At 58.8% G+C, this 25943-nt stretch carries 24 protein-coding genes; 10 read left to right on the forward strand and 14 right to left on the reverse strand.

Annotation, left to right across the window (positions count from 1 at the left end):
- Nucleotides 1–93 precede the first annotated feature (93 nt).
- The 4 genes from ACZ5C3_RS26960 to radC all read left to right on the forward strand — a co-directional run bounded on the left by ACZ5C3_RS26960 (nt 94) and on the right by radC (nt 3954).
- Complete coding sequence (locus tag ACZ5C3_RS26960; protein ID WP_464034155.1) at nt 94–1407, forward strand: mechanosensitive ion channel family protein; 1314 nt, start codon at nt 94–96, stop codon at nt 1405–1407.
- Nucleotide 1408: 1 nt separating this feature from the next.
- Complete coding sequence (sfsA, locus tag ACZ5C3_RS26965) at nt 1409–2137, forward strand: DNA/RNA nuclease SfsA (RefSeq protein WP_464044385.1); 729 nt, start codon at nt 1409–1411, stop codon at nt 2135–2137.
- 137 nt (nt 2138–2274) lie between these two features.
- Nucleotides 2275–3102 carry a type I methionyl aminopeptidase gene (map, locus tag ACZ5C3_RS26970; protein ID WP_464034156.1) on the forward strand — a complete coding sequence of 276 codons (828 nt, stop codon included), beginning with the start codon at nt 2275–2277 and terminating at the stop codon, nt 3100–3102.
- 132 nt (nt 3103–3234) lie between these two features.
- Entirely contained in the window at nt 3235–3954 is a 720-nt protein-coding gene (gene radC, locus ACZ5C3_RS26975) for a RadC family protein (protein WP_464034157.1), read from the forward strand.
- An 80-nt stretch (nt 3955–4034) separates the two neighbouring features.
- Here radC and ACZ5C3_RS26980 read toward each other — a convergent pair whose 3' ends face one another.
- The 5 genes from ACZ5C3_RS26980 to ACZ5C3_RS27000 are packed head-to-tail and all read right to left on the reverse strand — an operon-like array spanning nt 4035 to nt 8403.
- The gene (locus tag ACZ5C3_RS26980; RefSeq protein WP_464034158.1) at nt 4035–4760 is read right to left on the reverse strand and encodes an AprI/Inh family metalloprotease inhibitor; all 726 of its coding nucleotides are present in this window, start codon (nt 4758–4760) and stop codon (nt 4035–4037) included.
- A 3-nt stretch (nt 4761–4763) separates the two neighbouring features.
- Nucleotides 4764–5747 carry a 2-hydroxyacid dehydrogenase gene (locus ACZ5C3_RS26985; RefSeq protein WP_464034159.1) on the reverse strand — a complete coding sequence of 328 codons (984 nt, stop codon included), beginning with the start codon at nt 5745–5747 and terminating at the stop codon, nt 4764–4766.
- Nucleotides 5747–6544, reverse strand: a complete 798-nt coding sequence (locus ACZ5C3_RS26990; RefSeq protein WP_464034160.1) for an ABC transporter permease — start codon at nt 6542–6544, stop codon at nt 5747–5749. Before ACZ5C3_RS26990 ends, ACZ5C3_RS26985 begins: the two co-directional genes overlap by 1 nt.
- Nucleotides 6541–7329, reverse strand: a complete 789-nt coding sequence (locus ACZ5C3_RS26995) for an ABC transporter ATP-binding protein (protein ID WP_464034161.1) — start codon at nt 7327–7329, stop codon at nt 6541–6543. The genes ACZ5C3_RS26990 and ACZ5C3_RS26995 overlap by 4 nt, the downstream gene beginning before the upstream one ends.
- A gap of 57 nt (nt 7330–7386) precedes the next feature.
- Nucleotides 7387–8403 carry an ABC transporter substrate-binding protein gene (locus ACZ5C3_RS27000; protein WP_464034162.1) on the reverse strand — a complete coding sequence of 339 codons (1017 nt, stop codon included), beginning with the start codon at nt 8401–8403 and terminating at the stop codon, nt 7387–7389.
- A 136-nt stretch (nt 8404–8539) separates the two neighbouring features.
- On the opposite strand from ACZ5C3_RS27000, the gene ACZ5C3_RS27005 reads away from it, so the two are divergent.
- Together ACZ5C3_RS27005 and ACZ5C3_RS27010 are read left to right on the forward strand one after the other, a co-directional pair.
- A complete protein-coding gene (locus ACZ5C3_RS27005; RefSeq protein WP_464038441.1) occupies nt 8540–9352 on the forward strand; it encodes a creatininase family protein in 813 nt (270 codons plus the stop codon).
- A gap of 136 nt (nt 9353–9488) precedes the next feature.
- Complete coding sequence (locus ACZ5C3_RS27010) at nt 9489–9767, forward strand: hypothetical protein (RefSeq protein WP_464034163.1); 279 nt, start codon at nt 9489–9491, stop codon at nt 9765–9767.
- Between the two features lie 97 nt (nt 9768–9864).
- Here the strand turns inward: ACZ5C3_RS27010 and ACZ5C3_RS27015 are convergent, their stop codons facing one another.
- Entirely contained in the window at nt 9865–10710 is an 846-nt protein-coding gene (locus ACZ5C3_RS27015) for a hypothetical protein (RefSeq protein ID WP_464034164.1), read from the reverse strand.
- A gap of 324 nt (nt 10711–11034) precedes the next feature.
- Between ACZ5C3_RS27015 and ACZ5C3_RS27020 the strand changes: the two genes are divergently transcribed.
- Nucleotides 11035–13029 (forward strand): carbohydrate porin, encoded by a 1995-nt coding sequence (locus ACZ5C3_RS27020; RefSeq protein ID WP_464034165.1) that lies wholly within the window; start codon nt 11035–11037, stop codon nt 13027–13029.
- Here ACZ5C3_RS27020 and ACZ5C3_RS27025 read toward each other — a convergent pair whose 3' ends face one another.
- The 3 genes from ACZ5C3_RS27025 to ACZ5C3_RS27035 form a co-directional block, all read right to left on the reverse strand.
- A complete protein-coding gene (locus ACZ5C3_RS27025; RefSeq protein WP_464034166.1) occupies nt 13030–14688 on the reverse strand; it encodes an FMN-binding glutamate synthase family protein in 1659 nt (552 codons plus the stop codon). It abuts the gene before it with no gap.
- Nucleotides 14689–14901: 213 nt separating this feature from the next.
- Nucleotides 14902–15774 carry a patatin-like phospholipase family protein gene (locus tag ACZ5C3_RS27030; RefSeq protein WP_464034167.1) on the reverse strand — a complete coding sequence of 291 codons (873 nt, stop codon included), beginning with the start codon at nt 15772–15774 and terminating at the stop codon, nt 14902–14904.
- 120 nt (nt 15775–15894) lie between these two features.
- Nucleotides 15895–16656, reverse strand: coding sequence for an N-acyl homoserine lactonase family protein (locus ACZ5C3_RS27035; protein ID WP_464038442.1), 762 nt, complete (start codon nt 16654–16656; stop codon nt 15895–15897).
- 215 nt (nt 16657–16871) lie between these two features.
- On the opposite strand from ACZ5C3_RS27035, the gene ACZ5C3_RS27040 reads away from it, so the two are divergent.
- Complete coding sequence (locus ACZ5C3_RS27040) at nt 16872–17297, forward strand: HIT family protein (RefSeq protein ID WP_464038443.1); 426 nt, start codon at nt 16872–16874, stop codon at nt 17295–17297.
- Between the two features lie 44 nt (nt 17298–17341).
- On the opposite strand, the gene ACZ5C3_RS27045 is transcribed toward ACZ5C3_RS27040, so the two are convergent.
- Genes ACZ5C3_RS27045 through ACZ5C3_RS27060 form a run of 4 tightly spaced genes read right to left on the reverse strand, consistent with a single transcriptional unit; the run spans nt 17342 to nt 22209 of the window.
- Entirely contained in the window at nt 17342–18040 is a 699-nt protein-coding gene (locus ACZ5C3_RS27045) for an ABC transporter ATP-binding protein (RefSeq protein WP_464034168.1), read from the reverse strand.
- The gene (locus tag ACZ5C3_RS27050) at nt 18037–19944 is read right to left on the reverse strand and encodes a branched-chain amino acid ABC transporter ATP-binding protein/permease (protein WP_464034169.1); all 1908 of its coding nucleotides are present in this window, start codon (nt 19942–19944) and stop codon (nt 18037–18039) included. The genes ACZ5C3_RS27045 and ACZ5C3_RS27050 overlap by 4 nt, the downstream gene beginning before the upstream one ends.
- Before the next feature lie 3 nt (nt 19945–19947).
- The gene (locus tag ACZ5C3_RS27055) at nt 19948–20823 is read right to left on the reverse strand and encodes a branched-chain amino acid ABC transporter permease (protein ID WP_464034170.1); all 876 of its coding nucleotides are present in this window, start codon (nt 20821–20823) and stop codon (nt 19948–19950) included.
- Between the two features lie 39 nt (nt 20824–20862).
- A complete protein-coding gene (locus ACZ5C3_RS27060) occupies nt 20863–22209 on the reverse strand; it encodes a substrate-binding protein (protein ID WP_464034171.1) in 1347 nt (448 codons plus the stop codon).
- Nucleotides 22210–22767: 558 nt separating this feature from the next.
- On the opposite strand from ACZ5C3_RS27060, the gene ACZ5C3_RS27065 reads away from it, so the two are divergent.
- Nucleotides 22768–23142, forward strand: a complete 375-nt coding sequence (locus ACZ5C3_RS27065) for a hypothetical protein (RefSeq protein ID WP_464034172.1) — start codon at nt 22768–22770, stop codon at nt 23140–23142.
- Nucleotides 23143–23291: 149 nt separating this feature from the next.
- The gene (locus tag ACZ5C3_RS27070; RefSeq protein ID WP_464034173.1) at nt 23292–23771 is read left to right on the forward strand and encodes a MarR family winged helix-turn-helix transcriptional regulator; all 480 of its coding nucleotides are present in this window, start codon (nt 23292–23294) and stop codon (nt 23769–23771) included.
- 87 nt (nt 23772–23858) lie between these two features.
- Here ACZ5C3_RS27070 and ACZ5C3_RS27075 read toward each other — a convergent pair whose 3' ends face one another.
- A complete protein-coding gene (locus ACZ5C3_RS27075; protein ID WP_464034174.1) occupies nt 23859–25658 on the reverse strand; it encodes a chloride channel protein in 1800 nt (599 codons plus the stop codon).
- Nucleotides 25659–25943: the final 285 nt, after the last annotated feature.

A 25943-nucleotide genomic window follows, 5' to 3' on the forward strand; every position in this document is an offset into this window, starting at 1 on the left:
GAGTTGAAAGCAGCCTTCAGGCTTCGAGTCTGAAAATCTGCGACAAATGCGAATCGGCGATGCGGTAGACGCTCGCTCAAGAGAGACCGGACCATGCCCTGGGCAGACATCCATGACCTGTTAGGCGGGATTAATCGCACAGTCCGCGCGGAAATCTCGTCGCCATGGCTCTACGCCCAGATCGGCATCATTCTGGCCGGCGCAGGGCTCGCACTGGGCTTCGCGACCGCTATTCGAGGGCGCATCGCTTTGGGGGCGTTGGTACGAGCCGCAGAGTGGCCCGGGTCGCTCCGCAGCGTTCTGCGTGCGTTGCTGCGGCATTCCGGAATAGCGATTTTCGCGGTGCTGATGGACCTTTGCCATTTGATCATGGCTCACGCTGCCGTGCCAAACTACCTGGTCGCGACGGCTGCCAGCCTCGCGACGGCTTGGCTCATCATTCGCCTGGCCACCAGCCTGATCCGCAACGACTTCCTTGTCAGGGTCGTCTCCATCGTGGCGTGGCTGCTCGCCGCGCTCAGTGTCTTCGGGCTGTTGCAGCCAGCATCGGACGCACTGGACTCGGTTTCGATCATGCTCGGAACCTTGCGCCTGACACCGCTACTCGTGATCAAGGTCATCATCTTTCTGGGTTTGGCTCTGTGGGTGTCTAATATCCTCAGCAATTTTCTCGAGACCCGGATCAATCACTCGAGAGACCTGACGCCTTCCATTCAGGTACTGCTGACCAAGATTGTCCGGCTCGCGTTGATGGTGCTCGCGGTGGCCATCGTAATGAGCGCCGCCGGTATCGATCTTTCGGTCTTCGCCCTTTTCTCGGGAGCCGTCGGCGTCGGGCTGGGCTTCGGCCTGCAGAAGATCGTCGGTAATTTCATCAGCGGCATTATCCTACTGGCTGACAAATCGGTGAAACCGGGCGATCTCATCACTGTAGGCGAGAGCTTTGGGCGTGTGAGCGCCATGAACACGCGCTACATCTCGGTGGCAGCTGGCGATGGGCGCGCCTTCCTGATTCCGAATGAAGACCTGATCACAAAAAAGGTCGTCAACTGGACCTACACAGATACAAACACGCAGTTGAAGGTCAACTTCGCTACCAATTACGAGGCCGATCCGAACCTCGTCTGCAGGCTCGCGGTTGAGATCGCCTGCGCCACGCCTCGCGTTATTCCCGCCAAACCGCCGACTTGCCTGCTCACGGACCTCACTGACGTCGGCATGAAATTCTCGCTCACATTCTGGATTGCCGATCCCGACGCCGGCATGGACAACGTGCGCAGCGACGTCATGCTGGCTTTATGGGGCGCGTTCAAGCGCGAGAACATCCGCGCGCCCTATCCCTTGCGTGAGATCCTGGTACAAGGCGGCGCACAGCCGGTCGAACCGGTGAACGAGGCGCGCGACTGAGATGCATTTTCCCAGCGAGCTCGTTCCCGCGACCCTGATCCGTCGCTACAAACGCTTTCTTGCCGACGTCCAGCTTGCGGACGGCACAGTCATCACGGCGCACGTCGCCAATCCTGGCGCCATGACGGGCCTGCAAGCTGAGGGCGCACGGGTATGGCTGTCGAAGTCCCCGAGTCTTGCGCGCAAGCTGCCGTACTCGTGGGAACTGGTGGAAGTGGATTTCGGCCAAGCGCACGAGCTGGTCGGCGTCAACACCATGCATCCGAATCTGATTGTCGCAGAAGCTCTCGCGGCCGGGGTCATTCCCGAACTTGCGGGCTATGCGACCATCCGCCGCGAGGTGAAGTATGGCCGGATCATCAACGGCAAGGGATCGCGGATCGATTTTCTGCTGGAGGACCCGGCAAAGTCACCCTGCTATGTCGAGGTCAAGAACGTCCATTTGATGCGCCGACTTGGGGTTGCCGAGTTCCCAGATTCGGTCACCGCGCGCGGTGCGAAACATCTCGATGAGCTCGCCGAAATGGTCGCGAGCGGGGCCCGCGCCGTGATGTTGTTCGTGATTCAGATCGGCTCGGCCTCGTCCTTCGCACTCGCACGCGATATCGATCCCGCCTATGGTCGGGCGTTCGACAGGGCATACGCCGCGGGCGTGGAGGCACTGGCGTGGACCTGCAAACTCACCGAACATGACATCGTTCTTGGCCAACCGGTCCCCATCGAGCCCTGAAAAGCCCACAAAATGGCCCTCTCCTGCCGCTTCGCTTGCACTCGGGGCCGCATCCATTAAATTAACAGCCCGGTTTGAAGCTTTTTGCTCCAAGCTACTGGCCTCACTCGAAACAGTACCACCAAAGAAACACCCGAATGAATTACGTCGAAGCTACCGAAACCTCCCTGCGCAAAACTGGACAGATCAAGCTCCATGGACCCGGCGCATTTGCCGGCATGCGCAAGGCCGGCGCACTGGTTGCGAAATGCCTCGACGAATTGGTGGACATCGTCCGGCCCGGAATTTTCACGTCACAGATCGACGAATTCGTCCGTAAGTTCGCCTTCGACAATAAATCCTATCCCGCGACCCTGATGTATCGCGGCTATCGCTATTCCACCTGTACGTCGATCAACCACGTCGTCTGTCACGGCATGCCCGGCGATCGCCAGCTGAAGGAAGGCGATATCGTCAATATCGACGTCACCTTCATCCTGGATGGCTGGTATGGCGATTCCAGCCGGATGTATGCCGTGGGTGAAATTTCGCGGCGGGCCGAGCGGCTGATCGATGTGACCTATGAGGCGCTGATGCGCGGCATCGCCGCGGTGAAGCCCGGTGCCACCACCGGCGACATCGGCCACGCGATCCAGAGCTTTGTCGAGCCGCAGCAGATGAGCGTCGTGCGCGATTTCTGCGGTCACGGCCTGGGACGCATGTTTCACGACGAGCCGAACATCATCCATGTCGGACGGCCCGGCGAAGGCGTCGAATTGAAACCCGGCATGTTCTTCACCATCGAGCCGATGATCAATCTCGGTAAACCGCACGTGAAGATTCTCTCCGACGGTTGGACCGCTGTGACGCGGGATCGCTCGCTGTCAGCTCAGTTCGAGCATTCGGTGGGCGTGACGCAGGACGGCGTCGAGATCTTCACCCTGTCGCCCCGCAAGCTCGACAAACCGCCTTACAAGACGGCCTAACCCGTCTCTGGCGGCCAGCAGCTAATACGCGCTTAGAAGCCGAAGACTGACACCGACGGCGGCTGCAAATGCTGGTTGCAAAACTTGTAAGGTACGGCATGGTTGGTGCGTATTCTGAGTACGCATCACGCAATGTCCTCCAAGTCAGACCAGCCATCCGCCCAAACGGAAGCCGCCGAGGCGCCGCATTATCACGGCCACCGCGAGCGGCTGCGCGACCGGTTTCGCCAAGCCGGCGCCGATGCCTTGAGCGACTATGAGTTGCTGGAAATGGTGCTGTTTCGCGCCCTGCCGCGACGAGATGTCAAACCCCTTGCCAAAATGCTGATCGGAAAATTCGGCTCATTCGCCGAAGTCGTTCATGCACCGGAATTGCGGCTGAAGGAGATCAGCGGACTTGGCGATTCCGCGGTGACCGAGATCAAGCTGATCGCAGCGGCCGCGAGCCGGGTCGCCAAGGGGCAACTGAAGCAGAAAGCCGTGCTGTCGTCGTGGACGGCCGTGATCGATTATTGCCGTACGGCCATGGCATTCGCCGACAAAGAACAATTCCGCATTCTGTTTCTCGACAAACGAAATCAACTCATTGCCGATGAAGTCCAGCAGGTCGGCACCGTCGATCATACGCCGGTCTATCCTCGCGAGGTGGTAAAGCGCGCGCTGGAATTATCCGCGACCGCAATCATCCTCGTGCATAATCATCCGTCCGGCGACCCGACGCCGTCGAATGCCGACATTCAGATGACCCAATCCATTATGTCCATCTCGAGTCCATTGGGGATTTCCGTGCACGACCACATCATCGTCGGCAAGAACGGCCACACCAGCATGAAGGCGCTACGGCTGATCTAGATTTCTCTTTTTGACGCGCTTTCTTCACGCGAACCGGTAGCCACTTCGCTCGAAAATGCTATGGCATTTGCGGCAGCAGATTATTGCCGCGTCAAGATCAGCGGATCCGCACTGTCCGGCACACGCCGCCATTGCGCGTTGTCATCCGCCTCGAACCGCCAGATTTCGCCGGTGGCCGACTGCAATAGTAACTCGCCGCGTTCGATGCGCCACATGGTCGGCGCGAAAGTAACCACCGCCTGATCGCAGCGCGGCTTCAGATAAACAGCGAAGTTATCGGGCGACGCTTCCGTGTTCGTCAGGGTTAGTCCGCAAACCGTCTTGCCGCTGCCACGCATCATCATCCAATCACCGATCAGTTGATCAGTCGACTTCGACAGCGCCCGCGCCGCCGCGAGGTTTTGCAGCAGATAGACGCCCTCGCCCTGCCGCAAGCCCTCAAAAATGCCGCTTTCGACTTCGGTCACGTCGATGACGGACTGCCCCTTGGCATCCTGAAGCCGCACGATATCGAGACCCTTCACGCTCCACGCCGCGATAGCTTTGGTGAAAGGCAATGCGTCACCGCACCCCTTGTCGAGCTCGAGCTTGAGGCCCTGCGGCGTGGCATCGCCTTTCAGCGTAATCACGCAGGTCTTGTCGCGACCGGCAGTGGACAATTCCCACTGCCCGATCATGTCATTCGTCAGTGAACGCGCATCTTGCGCGTGCGCGGATACACCGCAAACAATGACAGCCAACAGTGCGAGCAAAGCAGCACACGGTTTTGCCAAATGTTCGCTGAATGACATCCGCGCGGCGCTCATGGCTCAGCGGCCCTTGACCGGCGTTTCCGGGATCGGCGTCAGCGGCGGCTTGCCGGAGAACCATTCCTTGATGTTGTCGACCACAAGCTGATCCATCGCATTGCGCGTCGATATTGACGCAGAACCGATGTGCGGAAGCAGGACGACGTTCTGCAGGTTACGCAGTTCTTCCGGAACGTTCGGCTCCTGCGCGAACACATCGAGGCCGGCTGCCATGATCGTGCCGTCCTTGAGTGCCGCGATCAGAGCAGGCTCATCGACAACAGAGCCACGAGCCACGTTGACGACGATGCCGCGCGGGCCGAGCGCCTTGAGCACTTCGGCATTGACCATCTTCGCAGTCGACGCGCCGCCGGGCATGATCAGCACCAGCGTATCGACATCCTTCGCCATCTCGACGAGGTTCGGATAGTGCTTGTGGCTGACGTCCTTCGCCGGATTGCGCGAGTGATAAACCACAGGCACCAGCGATGCATCAAGCCGGCGCGCGATGGCTTGGCCGATACGTCCCATGCCGACAATGCCGACCTTGCGATCGCGCAACGACCCGTGGCTGAGCGGGAAGCCCTGCGTGCTCCATTGGCCCGAGCGCACAAAGCGATCCGCCTTGATGAATTCACGGGCGGTTGCGATCAACAAACCGAGCGCCACGTCGGCCACTTCTTCGGTCAGGACGTCCGGCGTATTGCAAACGACAATGTTATGCTCACTGGCATATTTCGCATCGATGTGGTCGTAGCCGACGCCGAAGCTCGATACGATTTCCAGTTTCGGAAACCGCGCCATCATGGCGCCATCCGCCTGTACCAATCCGCTGACCGCGACACCGCTGATGCGGGCGGCCACCTCCGGCGACAACCGGTCCAGGTCATGCTTGTTTTCGCATTTGTGCAGCGTGTAGTGCGCCGGAAAACCGCCGTCGATAACAGGTTTCGATGGTCCATAGATCAGAACGTCGGGGTTATTCTGGGAATGACTTGCAGACATCAATTATCCTTTCCAAGCGCACTTTCGTGCCAGCGTCGTAGCACAAGATACGAGGCCAGCGAGAGGGCCCCATAAATGACAATCCCGGCAATCGAGAGCAACAGCAATGCTGCAAACATCCGCGGAATGTCCAGCCGGTAGCCGGATTCGGCGATCCTGTAGGCAAGTCCGGAACCCGCCCCTGCGGATCCGGCGGCGATTTCCGCGACCACGGCGCCGATCAGTGACAGGCCGCCCGCGATCCTTAAGCCCCCCATGATGTGCGGCAATGCCGAAGGCAACTTCAGGTAACGCAGGGTCTGTGTCCGCGATGCACCATAGAGCGCGAACAAGCCGGCCAGATTGCGGTCCACGGACTTCAGGCCCAGCGTGGTGCTTGACAGCACCGGAAAGAAGGCCACGATCCATGCACAGACCACGACCGCCAGATGCTGCGGCAAATAGATCAGCAACAAGGGCGCGATCGCAATCACCGGCGTGACTTGAAGGATCACCGCATAGGGAAACAGCGCGTATTCGAGCCATTTCGAACGGCTGAACACCATCGCCAGTGCAATGCCGCCCACGGCTGCGGCAATGAAGCCCTGGACTGTGGTCAAGAGCGTCGCGAGAAGCGACCCAAACAACAGCGACCAGTCTTGCACCAGCGTGGCGAACACAACGCTGGGCGCCGGGAGCACATAGTCGGGAATATCATTGATCCGGACCACCGCCTCCCAGATCGCAACGCCCAACGCGAGCGTCAGCACCGGCAAGCAGATCTGGAGAAGACGAACGGAGGATCGGTCTGGCGTCATAGCGCGCGCCCCGCTGCACTCGCCGGGACAAGTGCGTTGGCAAGCGCAGCCGACACCTTGCGGCAATGCGCGGCGTAGTCCGCCGAGGTGCGGAAATCAGCATCACGCGCATCCTGACTGTCGATGCGAAACTCCTCGCCGATACGGCCCGGCCGGGACGTCATGACTAGCACGCGCTGTGACAGATAAACCGACTCGAAGACCGAATGGGTGACAAAAACGATGGTCTTGCGCAGCGTGCGCCAGATCGTGAGCAAATCGTCATTCAGCTTGAAACGCGTGATCTCATCGAGTGCGGCGAAAGGCTCGTCCATCAAGAGAATATCAGGGTCGGTCACCAGCGCCCGCGCGAGCGAAACGCGCATCTTCATACCGCCTGACAGTTCACGCGGATACGCTCCCGCGAATTCCGCCAACCCGACATCCTGAAGGGCGCGGCTGACGCGCATGTCCGACTGGTCGCGCGCGATATGCGACAGCTTGAGCGGCAATTGCACATTGTTAGCCACCGTCGCCCACGGCATCAGCGTCGGCTCTTGAAATACGAAGCCGATATTGTGCTTTGAGGAATCCTGCCCGCGTCGTGCAACGTTGACGACACCCTGTGTCGGCGTACTCAATCCGGCGATTATCCGCAGCAGCGTGGACTTGCCGCAGCCGGACGGCCCAACCAGCGAAATGAATTCCCCGGCCTCGACGTTCAGATCAAGCGGCCCCAGCGCGGATACGCCATTGTCATAGACCTTGGTCACATCGCGAAGCTGAATCACTCTACTCGACGGCATACCGTCGTCGGTGCGGGCCGGTACATCTGTCGGTAAATTAATCAAAGATGCACGCCATCATTTGCTTGGGCGCAGATTAGTGCCGATACCTTTATTGACGAACCGCAGCGTATAGGACTTGCGATAGTCAATATCGCGCGGCGTGACATCGGCTTTGACCATCTTACCGAAGAAATCCGCCATGCGATCATCACTCATCGCGCCGATACCGTTCTTCAGCGTGTCACCCGAATCCACGATGCCGTACTTCTTCATCGTCTCGACGGAATACGCCAACAGCTCGTCGGTCATCTCCGGGTTATTCTTCTTGATGAGTTCGTTGCCGGGCTTGTTGTCGCCGTAGAGATAATTGTACCAGCCGAGGATTGACGCATCGACAAAGCGTTGCACGAGATCGGCCTTCTTCTCAGCGAAGTCGGTTCGCGTTTCGATCAATGTCGAATAGCTGCTGAATCCATAATCTGCGAGCAGGATCACAGTCGGCTTGAACTTGGCACGCTTCTCGATCGCGAAGGGCTCCGACGTCACATAACCCTGCATGGCACTTTTCTTGTCAGCCAGAAACGGCTGGGGATTCGAGGTGTAAGGCTTCACCTGATCCTCGTTGAAGCCATATTCGGACCTCAGCCACTGGAAATAGGTCGGCATGCCCTCCTTGGAGACAAACAGCGTGAGCGGCTTCAGGCCTTCAAGGCTGGTCACCTTGGATTCCGGATGCGCCAGGAACACCTGGGGATCTTTCTGGAAGATGGCCGCGACCGCGACGACCGGCACCTTGTTGGCCACCGCATCGAACGACTGCAGCGTGTTGGCGCTCATGAAGAAGTTGATCTTGCCGGCAACAAGCTGGATGCGATTGTTGACGTTAGGGCCGCCGGGCACAATGGTCACGTCAAGTCCGTAGCTCTTATACGTCCCGTCCGCGACCGCCTGATAAAATCCACCATGCTCGGCCTCGGCCACCCAATTGGTGCCAAACGACACCTTATCGAGCTCCGCAGCCAGTGCCCCCGAGCCAGCACTCCAGAGCGCGAGACCGGCAATTAGCGCTCGCGATATAAGGCTCGGCATCATCATTGGACTCCATCGATCATTTTGCCGCATGATAGGAAACAAGAATAGCGACCTTTGTGGGAAACAACCACACGTGCGAAACTATCCCGCAAATCATTTAAAAACGCCTGCTTGAACAAAACGTACCAACATGACGATGAAACCTCCGCTCGACTGGAGCGACGCCCTTAAACTGAATGTGGACAAGGACGCCGCATCCCGCTGGATTGCCGTTCTTCCACTCGCCGCGACGGAGCAGCACGGGCCTCATCTGCCGTTCGAAACCGATGTTCTCATTGGCGATGCTTATCTGACCCGCGTGCGCGAAACGTTGCCGCAGGATATACCCGTCACATTTCTTCCGATCGAGCGGGTCGGCATTTCGACCGAACACATCGCGTATCCTGGCACGCAGACGCTGACGACAGATGCTGCGCTGAAGAAATGGATGGCGCTCGGCGATGATATTGCGCAGATGGGCGTTCGAAAATTGGTCATCGTCACCAGCCACGGCGGCAACAGTTCCGCGATGGCGCTGATCGCGCAGGACTTGCGCGCGAAGCATGAGATGCTCGCGGTCACTACAAGCTGGAGCCGTTTCGGCGTTCCGAACGGTGCGTTCCCGGCCGACGAAGTGCGCTACGGCATTCACGGCGGTGCCATCGAGACCTCGATCATGCTGGCGGCTCATCCGCAGCACGTGAAGCAGGATCAAATCGCGAATTTTGAATCTGCCGAGATTCAAATGGCGAAGGAATTTCGCTGGCTCTCCGCCGGACGCCCTGCCCCCTTCGCCTGGGCCACGCAGGATCTCAATCCACAAGGAGCAATCGGCGATGCAACACTCGCAACCGCCGAGAAAGGCAAAGCCTTGCTTGATCACGGCGCACGCGCGTTCATCGAATTGCTGATCGATGTCGACAAGTTCGACCTCGGAAGACTGGCAAACCAGCCAGTACTTCGCACCTAGCGCTTTAGCAGCCTGAAATTACTGACTTTTTATACCCGGCAGATTCTTTTGCCGGGACTCGAACCTGTTTCCGGCGGCTCCACACCAATTGACATGTGGGCCCGATGGCCCGCCCCAAACAAGGATGGAGCCGATCATGTCAGTGAAAACCAGAATTGCCGCTTTTGCAGTCGCCGCACTTACTTTGACAGGAGGCATTGCCGCGACCACGCAGCAGGCTGAAGCCGGCTACAGAGGTGTCGGAATCGGTCTTGGCATCGCTGCCGGTGCAGTCGCTGGCGCTGCTATCGCGAGCAATGCGTATGGCGGGCCGGCCTACGTTCATGACGGATACGGTTATCGCCGCTGCGGCTGGGTTCGCCAGTTCGACGCATACGGCAACTACATCGGCCGCGTCCGCACCTGCAATTACTGATCACATCGTGAGTTGATTTCGGCGCGACGCCTCATCCACGACGTGCCGATCTTAGACCCGCCCGGTTGTCCCCCCGGGCGGGTCATCCTTTTGCGCATCAGAAACCTATACCGAAGCGCAGTCGAACCTGGTGACGTTCGAAATTCGTCAGGTCGAGACGACCAATGTCACCATGCGCACGGCCGGCAACCTGAACATTCCACGCAAGCGTCATATTGGCGCGCGGCGAGAACATCACGTAGAGCGTCGGCCCTACGAATACCGCATCTCCAGCGAAGCCGGACAGGCCCGCCGTTTCGTAAGCACGCAGGTAGCGGACTTCACCGCCGAGGAAGACGCCATTGAAGATGCGATTGGCAAGTGCGGCACTCACCTCCGTTACCGCCGCCCGCTCCCACGCTCCTGTCGTATGATCGCGAGCCCATGACGGCGCGTAGACAAAGTTGATCGCACCAAACAAACGATTCGGGACGAGTTCGCGATCCAGCGCCAGGGAGAAATCGAGCGCGGTGTCTCGCGCACGCTGGCCGGTCGCGGTATCGATCCGCGCCAGCGATGTATCGAGGCCGAACGTCAGGCCGAAGGGCGCATCCGCCCGGTTGAGAAAGCGGTACTTGAATTCCACGCCGCCCGACGCGGCTCCGAGATTGTTGATATCGGCAATGCCAGGCACCGCGGAAATCGCGTGATGGCCAAATTCCACATGCGGCGCGATGCGAAAATTGTCGGTCGCGGTGTATTTCACTTGCAGCGAATTCATCGCTGCGTAGTAGCGGCCTCCTCGCTTGCCGAAGCCGGAGTCCTGCTCACCTTCGATTTCAATTTCGCCAGCGCTACCGATGTCCGAACCGACGGTGAAGCCGAACATGTGCTCGCTGTCGACGCCGGACAACGTCTCAGACCGGGACCGCTCTTCTGCGCGAACCTCACCAGGCTCAGCCATGCCTATACTCGTGAGCAGCGCTAACGCGATGCGGGCCGGCGTTACGCAACTGTCACAAAACGATGTCATGGCTGCGAGCTCGATCCCAGGCGTTAGTTGCAATTCATTCGCAATAAAGTACTTGCGAACTGATCGCAACTGATATTTGATAATCACTCGCAAATAGCTTCAGCAGATTGAATTAGTTGAATTTTCTTGATGCCCTGCCAGCGCTTCCTCCTCCATCCCCCGAATTTTCTCTCCCGCCTTGGCGATCGTCTGGCGCGCTGTCACCCGCGCGTGTCAAATCCCGACCACGTTGATTTTCTTCGGATTCGGAACCCTATGATCGGGCGGCGCGTACCGGACATCGTGAACAGCCTGCTCGCCGGCGCCGCACTTGCGGCGCTGTCGATCGGTGCTGCGCATGGCGCCGACATGCCGCTCAAGGCTCCTCGTTTCGAGCGATACTGGGACTGGAGCGGCTTCTATGTCGGTGGCCACTCTGGATACGGCTGGGGTGGATTTGGTCCCGGCACCAATCCGCTCCCACAACAAGGCATCCTGTTTCCGCACAGTGTCACCGGTCTGATCGGCGGCTTTCAGGCAGGTTACAATCTACAGCTCGACAGGTGGGTGCTCGGCCTCGAGGCTGACGTCTCTTTCACGGGTCCGCTTGATCAGCCGAAACTCACGCCCGCGCCATTCAACACCACGCTGGATTACGTCGGCACCGCACGCGGGCGCATCGGCTACGCATTCGGCACGTGGCTGCCCTATGTCACCGGCGGCGCGGCGTTCGGCAGGACCCATGTCGATCTCAATAACGCAGACGGTGACATCGTCGGCACCAAGGCGCGCATGCATCTTGGCTGGGTTGCGGGCGCGGGTCTCGAATTCGTTTTGGGCGGCAACTGGACCGGCAGAGTCGAGTACAACTACATGGATCTCGGCGCTCGCACCTATGGGCTCGGCGATGTTCCGCTCCCCGATGTGGCGGTCGATCCCAAGATTCATACGATCAAGCTCGGAGTGAACTATAAATTGTGGGAGACACCGGGCATCGGTGTTTCGTCCCTCAAGCAACCTGCCCTGCCTGAGTCATCTGACTGGAATGTGCACGGCCAGACCACGTTCATCACGCAAGGCTATCCGAGCTTCCGCTCGCCTTACGCAGGCGTGAACAGTCTGCCCGGCGCAGGACAGGCGCGCGAGACCTGGACGGTCGACGCGTTCATCGGCTGGCGCTTGTGGGAGGGTGGCGAGTTCTACTTCAACCCGGAGCTCGCCCAAGGCTTTGGCATCGGCAGCACGCTGGGGCTTGCCGGATTTTCCAACGGCGAAGCCCAGAAAGGTGGCGCGGAATATCCGAAATTCCGCGCACAACGCTATTTCTTCCGCCAGACATTTGGCCTTGGTGGCGAACAGGAAGAGGTCGCAGACGCCGCCAATCAACTGCCGGGCAAGCGTGACATCGATCGTGTCACCGTTACTGTCGGCCGGTTTGCGGTCGGCGACTATTTCGACGGCAACTCCTACGCGAAAGATCCACGCGCTGATTTCATGAACTGGGCCATCTGGTCCTCGGGCGCCTACGACTTCCCGGCCGATCTGCCGGGCTTCACCCGCGGCGGCGTCGTCGAACTCAATCGCAAGGACTGGGCGCTGCGGGCCGGATTCTTCCAGGTGCCGTCGCAGCCTAACAGTGATGTTCTCACCTTCAACACAGGTGGCGCCGTTGTCGAACTGGAGGAACGCTACGCGATCTTCGAGCAGCCCGGCAAACTCCGCCTCGGCGTGTTCGCTAATCGTGGCAACACCGGCAACTATCGTGAAGCGCTGGCGATCGGCGCGGCCAATCCCGGAATCGACATCAACGATATTATGGCAGCCGACCGGAAAGAGCGATCGAAGTACGGCTTCTACGTCAACGCCGAACAGCAGATCGCGACGGACCTCGGCGTCTTCGCGCGAGCAAGCTGGAACGACGGACAGAACGAAATCCTGTCGTTTACAGATATCGACCGCAGTATTTCCGGCGGCGTCTCCGTCAAGGGAAGCTATTGGGGACGTCCTAACGACACGGTCGGTCTCGGCGGCGCCATCAACGGGCTCTCGGCCGGTCATCGCGATTTCCTCGCGGCCGGCGGCAAGGGCTTGCTCATCGGCGATGGCCGGCTGAACTACGACAACGAGCGCATTCTGGAGACCTACTACGCATTGTCGCTCGACAAGGCGCTCACCTTCACCGCCGACTATCAGCTGATCGTCAATCCCGCCTACAACGCAGACCGCGGACCGGTATCCATCTTCTCCGGGCGCTTGCACGCCGAATTCTGATCAGGCGCGAACGACCGTCAGTTCAGGCACATTCTCCAATGGTGAGAAGGATTCGGCCTGCGCTAGCCTCCACGCATCGCGGAAGCGCGGGCTGTCGGTATGACCCTCAAGCAGCTCCCCTGGACGCAACTCAGGATAAAGCCGTGCGAACGAGAGAACTTCGGTTCCCGAAATGCGATGCGAGAAATGAATCGGCCTGATCTCTTCCGGATGGCTCAGGCCTGATGCGGCGATTAGCTCAGCGAGCGCATGCATCGTTGCACGATGATAATTGTAAACACGCGTTGTTTTGTCAGGGACCACCAGCGCGCGGTTGCGGGTCCGATCCTGCGATGTGACCCCTGTCGGACAACGATCCGTATGGCAGCTCAGCGACTGGATGCATCCCAACGCAAACATGAATCCGCGTGCGGAATTGCACCAATCCGCCCCAAGCCCGATCGCCCGCGCAATATCAAAAGCAGTCGCGATCTTGCCTGACACGCCGATACGAATACGCTGGCGCGCATTGATGCCGATCAATGCGTTGTGAACGAAGTTGACGCCTTCGCGCATCGGCATGCCGAGATGGTCCATGAACTCGGCAGGAGCAGCCCCGGTGCCGCCCTCGTTGCCATCGACCACGATGAAGTCCGGATAGATTCCAGTTTTCACCATCGCCTTGCAGATCGCGAGAAACTCCCAGCGGTGACCGATGCACAGCTTGAAGCCGGCGGGCTTGCCGCCTGACAGCCGCCGCATCTCGGCGATGAATTGCATCATCTCGATCGGTGTCGAGAACGCCTTGTGGTACGCGGGAGAAATGCAGTCTTCTCCCATCGGGACGCCCCGAACCCGCGAAATCTCTGCCGAGACTTTCGCGGCAGGGAGCACGCCACCATGACCGGGTTTTGCGCCCTGACTGACTTTCAACTCAACCATCTTGATCTGGTCATCGCTCGCCACCTTGGCGAACAATTCCGGATTGAATGTTCCATCGGGGTTCCGACATCCGAAATAGCCCGAACCAATTTCCCAGATCAGATCGCCGCCGTTTTCGCGGTGATACGAGCTGACACCACCTTCGCCAGTGTCATGAGCAAAGTTGCCCTTCTTCGCGCCGGCGTTCAGCGCGCGCACGGCGTTGGGGCTCAGCGCGCCGAAACTCATCGCCGAGATATTGAACACGGATGCCGAATAAGGCTTCGCGCAATCCGGGCCACCGATCTTGAGGCGAAATTCCGGGTTGGGGAGCGGCTTGGGCGCCACAGAATGGTGCATCCATTCATAGCCGGCCGCGTAGATGTCTTCCTGGGTTCCGAACGGGCGCTTGTCGAGCACCATCTTCGCGCGCTGATAGACTACCGCGCGCATATCGCGGCTGAACGGCTTGCCGTCCTTTTCGCTCTCGAAGAAATACTGCCGCATCTCGGGGCGGATCTCTTCGAGCAGAAAGCGGATGTGCGCGGAGATCGGATAGTTGCGCAGCACCGCATGGCTTTTCTGCAGGACATCGTTGATCCCCAACACGGAGAGCGCTCCGAACACGGCCCCTGGAATCGCAAACAGCCAGATATGCCGAGGATCGTGAAACGCGCCTGCCGTGAGCAAGATGGTGGCGATAATGCAGAGCGTCAGAACAATAAACCGCGGCGAGAAGGCGAGCATAAGCGTCTGCATGGAACCCTCGATGACCAAAGGATCAATTGGTCAGGCACTGCCAAAATCAATCCCGACGATGATCGCAGGATCGATCGTCACAATGAGTGTAAGCCAAAATTATATACGGATTTTCCAATAACAGCACGAAGCGCATCGAGCGCTATTGACTTAATCCTGTCATACAAAATCGCGTGACATGTTCCTTGCTGCAAAGCAGCAAGATGGGATGGCTCAATGGCTGTGCGGCCGAATCCCTCCCGGGATTCCACCCTTTTCCAGGCCACCGTTCGCAATCCAACTTTCGGTGCTTTTCTGAGCCCGGGCGATGTGATCGTCGGTGCGCGAAAAGTCATAGGGCGAGCCAACCAGCGGACACAATGGCGGCACAACATAGTATTCAATCGCGGAGTCGAGATATTCGAGCTCGGTCGTCATCTGCCGGGCAATCAACAACGTCAGCGCGTGCAGCGCCATCGCAACCGCGCCCGTCGGCGGCGCATGTCCTGCGCAGGCAAAACCTGTCGGCATGATAATCAGCCGCCGCGCGCCTTTCTGAATGGCGACGGTGATCGGCGTGTTGCTGGAAATCGCGCCATCCGCGAGAAACATATCCCGGTATTTGACCGGTGCAAACGCGCCCGGAATTGCCGTGCTCGCGACGATCGCTTCGGCCGCTGACCCCTCGGACAATACGACTGTCTCTCCGGAAACAATGTTGGTCGTGACGATATGGACGGGGAGCTTCGCGTGTTCCAAATTCTTATAAGGTAGGTGATCCTCGACAAGCTTGCGCACACCACTGTGCGAAATCAGAAAATCACGACGCCACAAGAAGCCGGCAAATGAGCGGAGCGATATGGGAAAGACGTCGTGGCGCGTTAGACCTCGCCAGATGGTCGCGAGTTGCTTAACGCCATCGAGCGTCGGCGCCCCGGCATAATACGCGCCATTCATCGCGCCCACGCTTGACCCGACGACGAGGTCGGCGGTCACACCATGAGCCGCCAACGCCTCCATCATGCCGACTTGAATGGCGCCGAAACTGCCCCCGCCTGCGAAGACAAAGGCAGTTTTTGGCCTGATGGGTGCTGAAGGTTGATGCATCGACGTAACGTTCAAATATTGCGGACAGCCTGCTACTGCGCCGCCGGATGAATTTATATCAGTGGCGATTTCAGCGAATCAATCGCGTTCGCTCGCTCGGCTCCCTGCAGCGATAGGCTATCATTTCACGAATGACCGTGACGGCTTCTCATGCAGAGCGAAAACGTCAAGTTTGTCGCCAACCGAGGGGTAGAGTTCGCGAACCATCGGATCATGCCCCGGGATTACCCGGTCCGGATGCCCGGCCAGGCGCTCCGCTTCCGCCCAACCCTGCACCATATCGCCGACGTTATAGACGATGGGAAACGGATTGCCACGATGCATGTTACCGTAATAGTGCGACGCGTCCGACGCCAGGACGACAGGCCCGCGCGCAGTTTCGACACGCACCACCTGCAGGCCATCGGAATGGCCACCAACATGATGCAGCGTAACACCGGGCGCGACCTCGCCGTCACCATCATGGAAAACCACGCGCTCACTATAGACATGGCGAACCATCAGCGTGACGTCTTCCGCAGAGAACGGATGACGCAGTGCACCGTGGCACATGCACCGCCCCGTCGCGAAACTCATTTCGCGGTCCTGCAAGTGAAAACGAGCATTTGGAAAGCGATCGAGGTTACCCGCATGATCGTAGTGCAGATGTGTGACCACGACGTCGCGAATGGTTTCCGGCTGCACGCCGAAACGCACGAGGGCATCCGCGGGATTGATGGTCAAGGCTCGCGACCTCTCACGCGCGGCGGCTTCGTTGAAGCCAATATCGACCAGAATATCGCCGTTCGGTCCCCGGACCAGCCAGATGAAATAATCCAGGTCTGTGCCTTCGTTGTGCACGTCGTGGATCATGTAGTTTTGCTGAGGCTGCCGCCCGGTCATGGTCGCATAACGGAGGGCGTAAATCTGATACTGCGGAGTCAAGGGCGTCCTCTCTTTTTGATTTTGGATGGGCACTCTGCACAAAGGCGCGGTGGTCGACAAGCACTGCACAGACATCCAAGGCCGGAGTGGACGAATTGTGATGCTCTGTGGGATGATGGTTTGGAATAATCCTCGCTGCGGCGAGACTCCTTATATATCGGACAGAGACGATGATGGCCGTTTACGACAACCAGAACATCTTCGCGAAAATTCTGCGTGGCGAAATTCCATCCTACAAGGTGTATGAAAATGACCACACCTTCGCCTTTTTGGACATCATGCCCCGGTCCCCCGGGCACACACTGGTGATCCCGAAAGCTCCCGCCCGCGGACTTCTCGATATTTCAGCCAACGACTTCGCAGAAGTGGCGCGTACGACCAAGAAAATCGCCGTCGCAGCTGTGAAGGCTTTCCAGGCGGACGGCGTGATCATTCAGCAGTTCAGCGAACCGGCCAGCGGTCAGGTGGTCCTTCATCTGCACATGCACGTCATGCCGATAAAGGAAGGAGTGGATCTGCTCCCGGCCCAGACGGTGAAGGAAGACCCCGGCGTTCTGGCGCAGCATGCGGCCAAGCTGATTGCCGCATTGGCTGAATGACGTACCCTGGCGGGGATGAGCTCCCCGCCCGGTCCTGATGACGATTAAACGCCGAGATAACGCTGCAGGATTTCAGGCTGCGCCTTGATTTCCTGAGCCGGTCCCTCGTGAGCAATGTGACCATTGTTGATAATGTAGACGCGCTGCGCCAGCGCGAGCGTCGCCGCCAGATTCTGCTCCACCAGCACGATGGTCTGGCCTGCCGCCGCCAGATTTCGGCACGCCATCATCAAGTCGCGGACGATCACCGGCGCAAGTCCTTCGAACGGCTCATCAAGCAGAACGATTTTCGGATCGCGCACCAACGCCCGCGCAATCGCAAGCATCTGTTGCTCACCGCCCGAGAGATCCGTACCACGGCTGCCGCGACGCTCCTTCAGGCGCGGAAACATCTCGTATATCCGGTCGAGCGGCCAGCGCTTTGACGCGGTCAGTCCCGCGAGAATGATATTTTCCTCGACATTGAGGCTGCCGAAGATGCGGCGATCCTCGTGCACCAGTTGCATGCCGGCTTGCGCAATCGCGTGGCTCTTCTTCCCCGCGATATCAACGCCATCGAACATCACAGTGCCCGAGCGCGGCGTCACTACGCCCATCAGGCTTTTCAGCGTCGTGCTCTTGCCGGCGCCATTGCGGCCGAGCAACGCGACCACCTCGTTGCGCTCCACGCGCAGCGATACGTCGAAGAGGATATGGGAATCCCCGTAGTACGAATTCAGGCCATTGACTTCGAGCAAACTCATTCGAGCACTCCACCGAGATAGGCTTCCTGCACCTTGGGATTGCTCTTGATCTCCTCCGGTGTGCCTTCAACCAGCACGCGGCCTTCCTGCAACACGGTGATGCGACCCGCCAATTCAAACAGCGCATCCATGTCATGATCGATGATGATCATGGTGCGGCCCTGGCTGATAGACTTCAGCAGCTTGACGGTCTCGATGCGCTCGCGCGGGCTCATACCAGCCAAAGGCTCGTCGAGCAGCAAAAGGCTGGGTGAATTCGCCAGTGCCAGACCAATTTCGAGCCGGCGCTTCTCGCCATAGGCCAATGACGACACCAGGGCATCCGCGCGCGCAGTCAGATTGACCATGGCAAGCGTATGCTCGACCTGATCGGCCACGCCTGGAAAGCTCTCAGCGCCGCGCAGCATGTCGAGCCGGAATTTTCCACGCAGTTCGGCCAGCACCGCGATCGTCACGTTTTCACGGACGGTGAGACGAGAGAACAGCTGATTGACCTGATAGCTCTTGGTGAGGCCGAGCTGGCAAACGTCGGTGACGTTCTTGCCGGTGATGTCATGCCCCTCGAAGATGATCTTGCCGGAGGTTGGCGGGATCTCGCAGGTCAGCATTTTAAAGAACGTCGACTTACCCGCACCATTAGGGCCGATCACGCCACGCAATTCACCATGCTGAACCGTGAAGTTGATGTCGCTGTTGGCCATCAAACCGCCATAGCGCTTGCTGAGGCCAGTCGCCTGCAGGATCGGACCGCTATAGCCGTCGAGCGCACGATGGCGCGGCGGCATCGGTGCGACGGCCGGTTCCTTGGCCACTTCAGCTTCGGCTGCTCTCTGTTCCTGCTCAGCCGTCATGCCGGAGACGGCCTCACCCGGCTCCGTGACAGCCGGTTTCTGTCCGAACGACAGTTCGATCAGATCCTTGATGCCGCCGATAATACCCCGCCGCAGGAAGCAGACCAGCAGCACGAAAATCACGCCAAGCGCCAGTTTCCACGACGCACCAAGGCCAACGGTGTCTTGCAGGAAGTCGCGCAAATAAAGCCAGACGGCGGCGCCAACCAGGGGACCATACAATGTCCCAAGACCACCGATGACGGTTTGCATCACGAGCTGACCGGACGTGTCGAACGTGAAAGCATCCGGCGGCATGTAGCCCTGCATCACACCGAGCAAGCCACCGGCCAACCCGGCGTAGGCCGCAGCAATGATGAACACCAGCAACTTGTAGCCATGGACGTTGTGCCCGACGGCAGCGGCACGCAGTGGATTGTCACGGATCGCTACGAGAATACGTCCGACTGGCGAATGCACAATGCGCCGGGCAATGACGATGCCGATCAGATAACACACAGCAAGAAAACCATACATGGTCCAGCCGCTGCCGATCGCGATGGTCGTAAAGCCGAAATTGAAGACTGGTGCGGGCACACCTGGCAGACCGTTTTCGCCGCCGGTAAACGCCGACAACGGCGAGTTCTCAACGAAGAAGAACACCTCGGCGATCGCCACCGTAATCATCGCGAAATAAATTCCGGTGCGGCGTAGCGCGATCAGGCCGACGACGTAGCCCACCACCGCCGCGATCAACATGCCGATGACCAGGCTGAGCACAACACTCGGAAAGCCCATGCGGGTCAGCAAATAGGCCGCGATGAAGCCGCCTGTGCCGAAGAACGCCGACTGACCGAACGACAGCATCCCGGTGTAGCCGAACAGCAAATCGAAGCCGATGCCGAACAGGCCGAGCACAAGGATGCGGCTCATGGTGTCCGGCACAAAGCCGAAGTGCGGCAGAATAAACGGTGCCGCCACCAGCCCGATCAAGGTGATGATGTCGGGCAGCCATCTGAGGCGCACCCAGAGTGATGGCCCGGACGCCCCGGGCTTTGAGGACGGCTTTGACATATTTCAGTTCCGCCCTTGTGATCCGAGCAACCCATGCGGCCGCGCGACCAGCACGATCGTCATCACGACAAATAGCATCGCGTAGGAGTATCCGGGGTTGATCATCGAGGTGACGCTGAGGATTTCACCGGCGATCAATCCACCGAGTACAGCTCCGGGGAACGAGCCGACGCCACCGATCACGATCACGACAAAGGCCTGCACCAGGACGGCATCTCCAATGTCCGGCGTAATCGGGGCCACTGGCAAATTGACGATGCCCGCAAAACCCGCGGCCATGGAACCAATACCGAAGACGATCATGAAGATCCGGTAGACGTTGATGCCGAGCGAATCGACCATCACCGAGTCTTCAATGCCGGCGCGAACGATCATGCCGAGACGCGTGCGGTAGAGCACAAGATAGAGTGCGAGGAGCGCGACCGCGACGATGCCGACAACCGCGAGGCGGTACGTCGGATAGAACATGAAGCCAAGTGATGTGATTCCGGTTGCCCATGGGGGCGACGGCATCGAGCGCGACAGGCTTCCAAAGAAAAAGCGGATGATCTCGACGAAGCAGATGCCGAGACCGAAAGTGACCAGAATCTGATCTTCGTCCGGCCGGCTATAGAAATGCCGGATGATCACCCGTTCCATGATCACGCCGACCAGCAATACGAACAGCGAACCGCAGATTACTGCCGCCGCGAAGGATTCGGTATAGCTGTAGGCAACGAAGCCGGCGTAGCCGCCGACCATAAACATTGCTCCGTGCGCGAGATTGAGCACGCCCAGCGTGCCATAGATGATGGTCAGGCCAGAGCTGATGAGCGCAAGAAGCGCCCCCAGCACCAGACCGTTGAACATCTGTGAAACAAGATTAGCCCAGTTGAACACCAGTTGCCTCGCGCACGGAGAATAAACAGTGACGCGAAATCAGGTGTCGCTGCCGAGTTTGCATCCGAACGCGTCGGGCGCCTGCATCAACGGACCGCCCTCCACGATGTCGATCACCTCGTAGAAATCTTCCGGGTTCTTCATGTCAGCCGGCTTCTTGCCGCGCGTAATGACGACCGGACGGATCAACTGGTGATCGGCTGCACGGAACTGAACTTCACCGACCATCGACTGGACCTTCGCACCAGCCTCGTAGGCCTTGATGACGTCCGGCGGATAGAACGATTTGGCGCGCTCGACCGCATCAGCCCACATCGCAAGCTGCAGGTAACCGCAACAAGCACCCCACTCCGGATTGCTCTTATACTTGGCGCGGAACGCCTCGTTAAAGATCTTGGCGAGCGGATACTTGTCTTCCATCGTCCACCAATAATCGGTGGCTGCGATCACACCCTGCATGTTCTCAGCACCGACTTCCTTGGCGAGGAACGGCGTGTTGTACGGCAAGGTGAGCGTCATCTTGCTGAGAATGCCGAACTGCTGGGCCTGCTTCGTCGAGAGCACCGCGTCACGGCCGAAATTGATATTGACGACAACATCGGCGCCGCTGTTTGCGACGTTCAGCAAGTAGGACGAGAAGTCCGTGGTGCCGAGCGGTGAAATCTGGTTGGTGACCGTGGTCCAGCCGCCTTCCTTCATATGATTTTCGACCGATTCACGCACGGTATGGCCGTAGGTGTAGTCCGGCGTCAGGAATGCAACCTTCTTGTTCTTGCCGAGACTCTTGATCAACACCGGCACGATCGCCCGTGCAGCCGTCTCCGCGTAGAAGCACTCACGGAAGGAATAGCGCACGCAATCCTTGCCCGTGGTGTCGTTGGAGCCCGAAATGCCAGGCAGATAGATGACCTTTTCACGGTCCGCGGTCTTGTTCATAGCGACCGCTTCGGCGCTCGACACCGAACCGGTGATCACCACGGCCTTGTCCTGGCTGATGAACTTGGAGAAGTTCTGCACCGCCGTATTTGGCTTGGCTTCGCTGTCGGCGATGCCGTGCTTGACCTCTTTGCCGAGCACACCCTTTTTGATGTTCGGCGAAATCTTGGTCATCAGGTCGTGGCCGGCATTGAGATGCTCGATCGCGAGCTCATAGCCCTTGATCAGGTCCTCGCCCTGCGCGGCATAAGTGCCGGTACGCGGCACGGAAATTCCTACGAAAACCGACGATCCAGACGACCCGGCCGGATACGTCCCAAGCGCCGGATGATCATCGGCGAGGGCCGGAACGACCATGCCTGCGGGCAACAGCGCGCCACCCGCCAGCCCTGCTGCTGTCTGCAACAAGGCGCGACGCGACACATTGAAATCCTGAATATTCTTCTTCATCACGTTTATCCTCCCAAGATATATTTGTTGTGTGATGCGCGACGTTGTTGGTCGCCAAGAGCGGACTGAGAATCCGCTGTCGCAGAAACGTCATCGTTCTGCGGTGTCTACTCCTGTAATTCTCTCAAGCGTCGCGGTCCGCGTGATTGCGGACCAGCTTCGCGAATATGCGGCGGGCATATCGCCTTACGATACACAGGGCGTCAATGTCACTTTCGTCGCATGAGCTATCGCATTAGGATAGGGTCGCTTTACGATACATCCGGGCATCATGCTGCGTTGCAACGAATCTCCTATACATCCCTGCATTCTGCGTGGATTGACGCGGACATCGCTGCTTTTTGAGAAAAATTATAAGCGCAGCACGCCATCGGCGGCGGGACGCGTATGAGCACAAAGCTTAAAGGCGCGGTCGCCCATCACAACGCTTCGTCTTCCGAGGCAACATCGTCTCCTGCTGGGACGTCTCCCGAGACATCAGAGAACAAACCGCGATTAGTCAGTATTGCGGGCAACGCAACAGGAACGCGACCGGCGCCCCCATTGAGCAGCCGCGCCTTGAACGTGTTGAAGCTGCTGGCGCCGGAGCTGATCGGGGAAACACCGCCGAAGGGAAAATGGACTCCGACAACTGCGCTGCTGCAAAAGCTGACGATGAAGCGGCTTGCGACAGCGCGAAATTGTGGCCCGCAAACCGCTGACGAAATCATCACCTGGGCCGCATCCCGAGGGGTAGTCGTTCAGCCTGTCCACCATGCCGGCAAATCGCTGACGGCAATGTGGAAGGATCTTGAACTGAAGTTTGCGGCAGGTGCCCTTACAAAGATGGAAGTGACGGAGGCTTTGGAGCGTTCAATCCGCCGCAGAAGCACAAAGATCCCTCTGGCATTCCAGATCATCCTTCTGAGCCTGATCAGCTCCGCCTGCGAATAGCGATCGTCCGACGGGTTACCAACCGCGGGTTTATACCTACATATCGGTGAGGCGCGGCAATCCGTCACGGATACTGGATTCCAGAGTCCTCTAGTGTCGGGCAGCGACGGCGGTGCCGCCGCCTCCCAATGGCTCACCCAGGATCAGGAATGACCCGCTCAAAGCAAAGGCCTCAACGTACAGCGTTGCTTACCTCGAGCCGCGCCGGCCAAACTGTCCGGAGCAAACCTGAGGCGGTCGATTACGAAGCCCTGGCCAACTTCCGGTTTGAGCTTCGAAAATTTCTCGCATTCAGCGAAACTGCAGCCACCAAAGCCGGCCTGACACCGCAGCAGCACCAGGCGCTTCTGACGATCAAGGGCTTTTCCAGCCAGAACCCTGTTTCGATCGGAGAGCTGGCAAACCTGCTGTTCATCAAGCATCACACGGCTGTCGAACTCGTGGACCGGATGACGAAACTTGGACTTCTTAGCAGGGTGGTTGACGACACCGACGGCAGGCGAGCCCTCGTCAAACTGACGAGAGAAGGCGAGCAGCGGCTACGGAAATTGTCGAGAATTCACTCCGAGGAGCTTGGCGCTGTCGGCCCGACGCTCACCAAGATTCTGAAACCGTTTCGGCGACGCTGACTTACTCCGAAAGAACTTGCGGCGACGCAGAGCGTCGTCGCAAGCGAGGTTGTATCATCCGTTTCTTGTTGTATCTGGCGTACGGAGCTACGCGGGCTCGTTCTCCGTAACATTTACTGCTGCTCGGCGAGCAAAATACGCAACACGCTGCGCTTCTGCCGATTTGGCTGTCGCCCGGATACGCAACAGATCTTTGCGGGACACGAGCCCTACAAGCCTTGAGGTCTTGCGATCGAGAACCGGCACGCGCCCAACATCGGCGGCAACCATGCGATCCGCCAGATAAGCCACCGGTTCGTCCGGATAACCGACGATCAGCGATTTATCCGAAACACGGTCGAACAGGGTCTCTTCGCCGTGGGATCGTTCGGAGCGCCACTGCAGCACATCAGCGCGCCCAACGAGACCGACAATTCCTCGGTCCGCGTCGAGGATCGGATAGGATTTGTGCCGCCGTTCCTCACCTGAAAAGAAAGCTACAGCCTCATCGATACGCATGCTGGCAGGCAACGTATCCACATCCTTCACCATCACCTCGGAGACACGCAGCAATTCGAACGGATCGATGCTGTATTCGCGCACGATATGCTGACCGCGGCGTGCGATTTTTTCAGTCAAAATCGAGCGCTTGAGCAGCAGAACAGTGACGGCATAGGCGGATGCCGTTGCAATCAGCAGCGGACCAAGCAGCGTGAAATTTCCCGTCAGCTCCACGGCGAACAGAATGCCGGTCAACGGCGAGCGCATCGTGCCGCCCATCATCGCCGCCATGCCGATGAGAGCCCAGGCGCCGGCGTCTCCCGGCAAGAGCTGACCTTCAAGCCATCCGGCGCAACCGCCGAAAATCAACAACGGCGCCAGCACGCCGCCCGATGTTCCGGACGCAAGCGCGATGATCCAGATAGCCGACTTCACAAGCAGGATCGCAACAACTGCATTCGTCGTGATGTGACTGCCGAGCAGGTCGCTGATGATGTCATAGCCCACGCCCAAAGCCCGGGGTTCGATCAATCCACCCAAGCCGACGAACAGGCCGCCAATCGCAGGCCACCACATCCAGTGGAACGGAATTTCTCCGAATAGATCTTCCGCCTTGTAAAGCAAGCCAGTGAGAAGGCCCGACTGCAGCCCCGCGACAATACCGACACCGATGCAGACAAACAGTCCCCACCACGGCAAATCCAGATGACCCGCGAACGGGAACAACGCCCCAGAGTCGAGAATAAATGGACGCCAGGCGGATGAGACCGCGCATGCGGTAATCACCGGAATAAGGCTGCGCGGCTTCAACTCGAAAAGCAGCAGTTCGACTGCGAGCAATACGGCTGCGATCGGAGTGCCGAAGATTGCAGTCATGCCGGCAGTCGCACCCGCAACAAGCAGCGTCTTTCGCTCTGCTGCGCTCATGCTGAAGCACTGCGCAAACAGCGAACCGATTGCGCCGCCGGTCATGATGATCGGCCCCTCCGCGCCAAACGGGCCGCCAGAGCCGATCGAAATTGCCGACGACACCGGTTTCAGGATCGCGACTTTCGGCTGCATGCGGCTGCCGCCAATCAAAATTGCCTCGATCGCCTCCGGTATGCCGTGTCCTCGAATTTTCTCGGAACCAAAGCGCGCCATCAGGCCGATCACCAGTCCGCCCAGGACTGGAGCCAGTACCATCCACACGCTCGGCTTGAGGCCAGAGAGCGGAATGTGTTCGGCTGTGAATTTTTGAAACCATACCAGATTGGTGGTCAGAGCGATGAGATGCAGAAGCAACCAGGCTGCTGCAGCACCACCAGTGCCGACAAGAGCAGCCATCAGAACCAACACGAGGACGCGCCGATCGGTCGTGAAATCGCCAAGACGCGGCGAAGCATTCATGGAAGGGGAACGATGCATGATGAACTTTCGGGATGCCGCGGCAGCTTCGGCGCTGGCGCAATGGGACTTAAGCGGAGGGCCATCACGGCGCAACAGATATATCGGAAAACGATATAAAAAGACTGAACGCGGCCAACAGATATGCCCTAAGCTCATATCTGGAGCATGGAACCGGAATTTCTTCAAATTTCAGAAATCGTACGCCAGGGAACAGTCCGCAGAAATTTCAAAACCAAATCGGGTGAAATCCCGCACCGCAGACGTCAGGGAGCGACCAAACGTCCCGGGTCCCGACCCTTGTAT

The sequence above is a fragment of the Afipia dichlorophenoxyacetatis genome (assembly GCF_055386385.1).

Bases quoted from the DNA above. Each gene is read 5' to 3' on its own strand.
- ACZ5C3_RS26960 (WP_464034155.1), top strand. From the start codon at position 94: ATGCCCTGGGCAGACATCCATGACCTGTTAGGCGGGATTAATCGCACA.
- sfsA (WP_464044385.1), top strand. From the start codon at position 1,409: ATGCATTTTCCCAGCGAGCTCGTTCCCGCGACCCTGATCCGTCGCTAC.
- map (WP_464034156.1), top strand. From the start codon at position 2,275: ATGAATTACGTCGAAGCTACCGAAACCTCCCTGCGCAAAACTGGACAG.
- radC (WP_464034157.1), top strand. From the start codon at position 3,235: ATGTCCTCCAAGTCAGACCAGCCATCCGCCCAAACGGAAGCCGCCGAG.
- ACZ5C3_RS26980 (WP_464034158.1), bottom strand. From the start codon at position 4,760: ATGAGCGCCGCGCGGATGTCATTCAGCGAACATTTGGCAAAACCGTGT.
- ACZ5C3_RS26985 (WP_464034159.1), bottom strand. From the start codon at position 5,747: ATGTCTGCAAGTCATTCCCAGAATAACCCCGACGTTCTGATCTATGGA.
- ACZ5C3_RS26990 (WP_464034160.1), bottom strand. From the start codon at position 6,544: ATGACGCCAGACCGATCCTCCGTTCGTCTTCTCCAGATCTGCTTGCCG.
- ACZ5C3_RS26995 (WP_464034161.1), bottom strand. From the start codon at position 7,329: ATGCCGTCGAGTAGAGTGATTCAGCTTCGCGATGTGACCAAGGTCTAT.
- ACZ5C3_RS27000 (WP_464034162.1), bottom strand. From the start codon at position 8,403: ATGATGCCGAGCCTTATATCGCGAGCGCTAATTGCCGGTCTCGCGCTC.
- ACZ5C3_RS27005 (WP_464038441.1), top strand. From the start codon at position 8,540: ATGAAACCTCCGCTCGACTGGAGCGACGCCCTTAAACTGAATGTGGAC.
- ACZ5C3_RS27010 (WP_464034163.1), top strand. From the start codon at position 9,489: ATGTCAGTGAAAACCAGAATTGCCGCTTTTGCAGTCGCCGCACTTACT.
- ACZ5C3_RS27015 (WP_464034164.1), bottom strand. From the start codon at position 10,710: ATGGCTGAGCCTGGTGAGGTTCGCGCAGAAGAGCGGTCCCGGTCTGAG.
- ACZ5C3_RS27020 (WP_464034165.1), top strand. From the start codon at position 11,035: ATGATCGGGCGGCGCGTACCGGACATCGTGAACAGCCTGCTCGCCGGC.
- ACZ5C3_RS27025 (WP_464034166.1), bottom strand. From the start codon at position 14,688: ATGCAGACGCTTATGCTCGCCTTCTCGCCGCGGTTTATTGTTCTGACG.
- ACZ5C3_RS27030 (WP_464034167.1), bottom strand. From the start codon at position 15,774: ATGCATCAACCTTCAGCACCCATCAGGCCAAAAACTGCCTTTGTCTTC.
- ACZ5C3_RS27035 (WP_464038442.1), bottom strand. From the start codon at position 16,656: ATGACCGGGCGGCAGCCTCAGCAAAACTACATGATCCACGACGTGCAC.
- ACZ5C3_RS27040 (WP_464038443.1), top strand. From the start codon at position 16,872: ATGGCCGTTTACGACAACCAGAACATCTTCGCGAAAATTCTGCGTGGC.
- ACZ5C3_RS27045 (WP_464034168.1), bottom strand. From the start codon at position 18,040: ATGAGTTTGCTCGAAGTCAATGGCCTGAATTCGTACTACGGGGATTCC.
- ACZ5C3_RS27050 (WP_464034169.1), bottom strand. From the start codon at position 19,944: ATGTCAAAGCCGTCCTCAAAGCCCGGGGCGTCCGGGCCATCACTCTGG.
- ACZ5C3_RS27060 (WP_464034171.1), bottom strand. From the start codon at position 22,209: ATGAAGAAGAATATTCAGGATTTCAATGTGTCGCGTCGCGCCTTGTTG.
- ACZ5C3_RS27070 (WP_464034173.1), top strand. From the start codon at position 23,292: ATGACCCGCTCAAAGCAAAGGCCTCAACGTACAGCGTTGCTTACCTCG.
- ACZ5C3_RS27075 (WP_464034174.1), bottom strand. From the start codon at position 25,658: ATGCATCGTTCCCCTTCCATGAATGCTTCGCCGCGTCTTGGCGATTTC.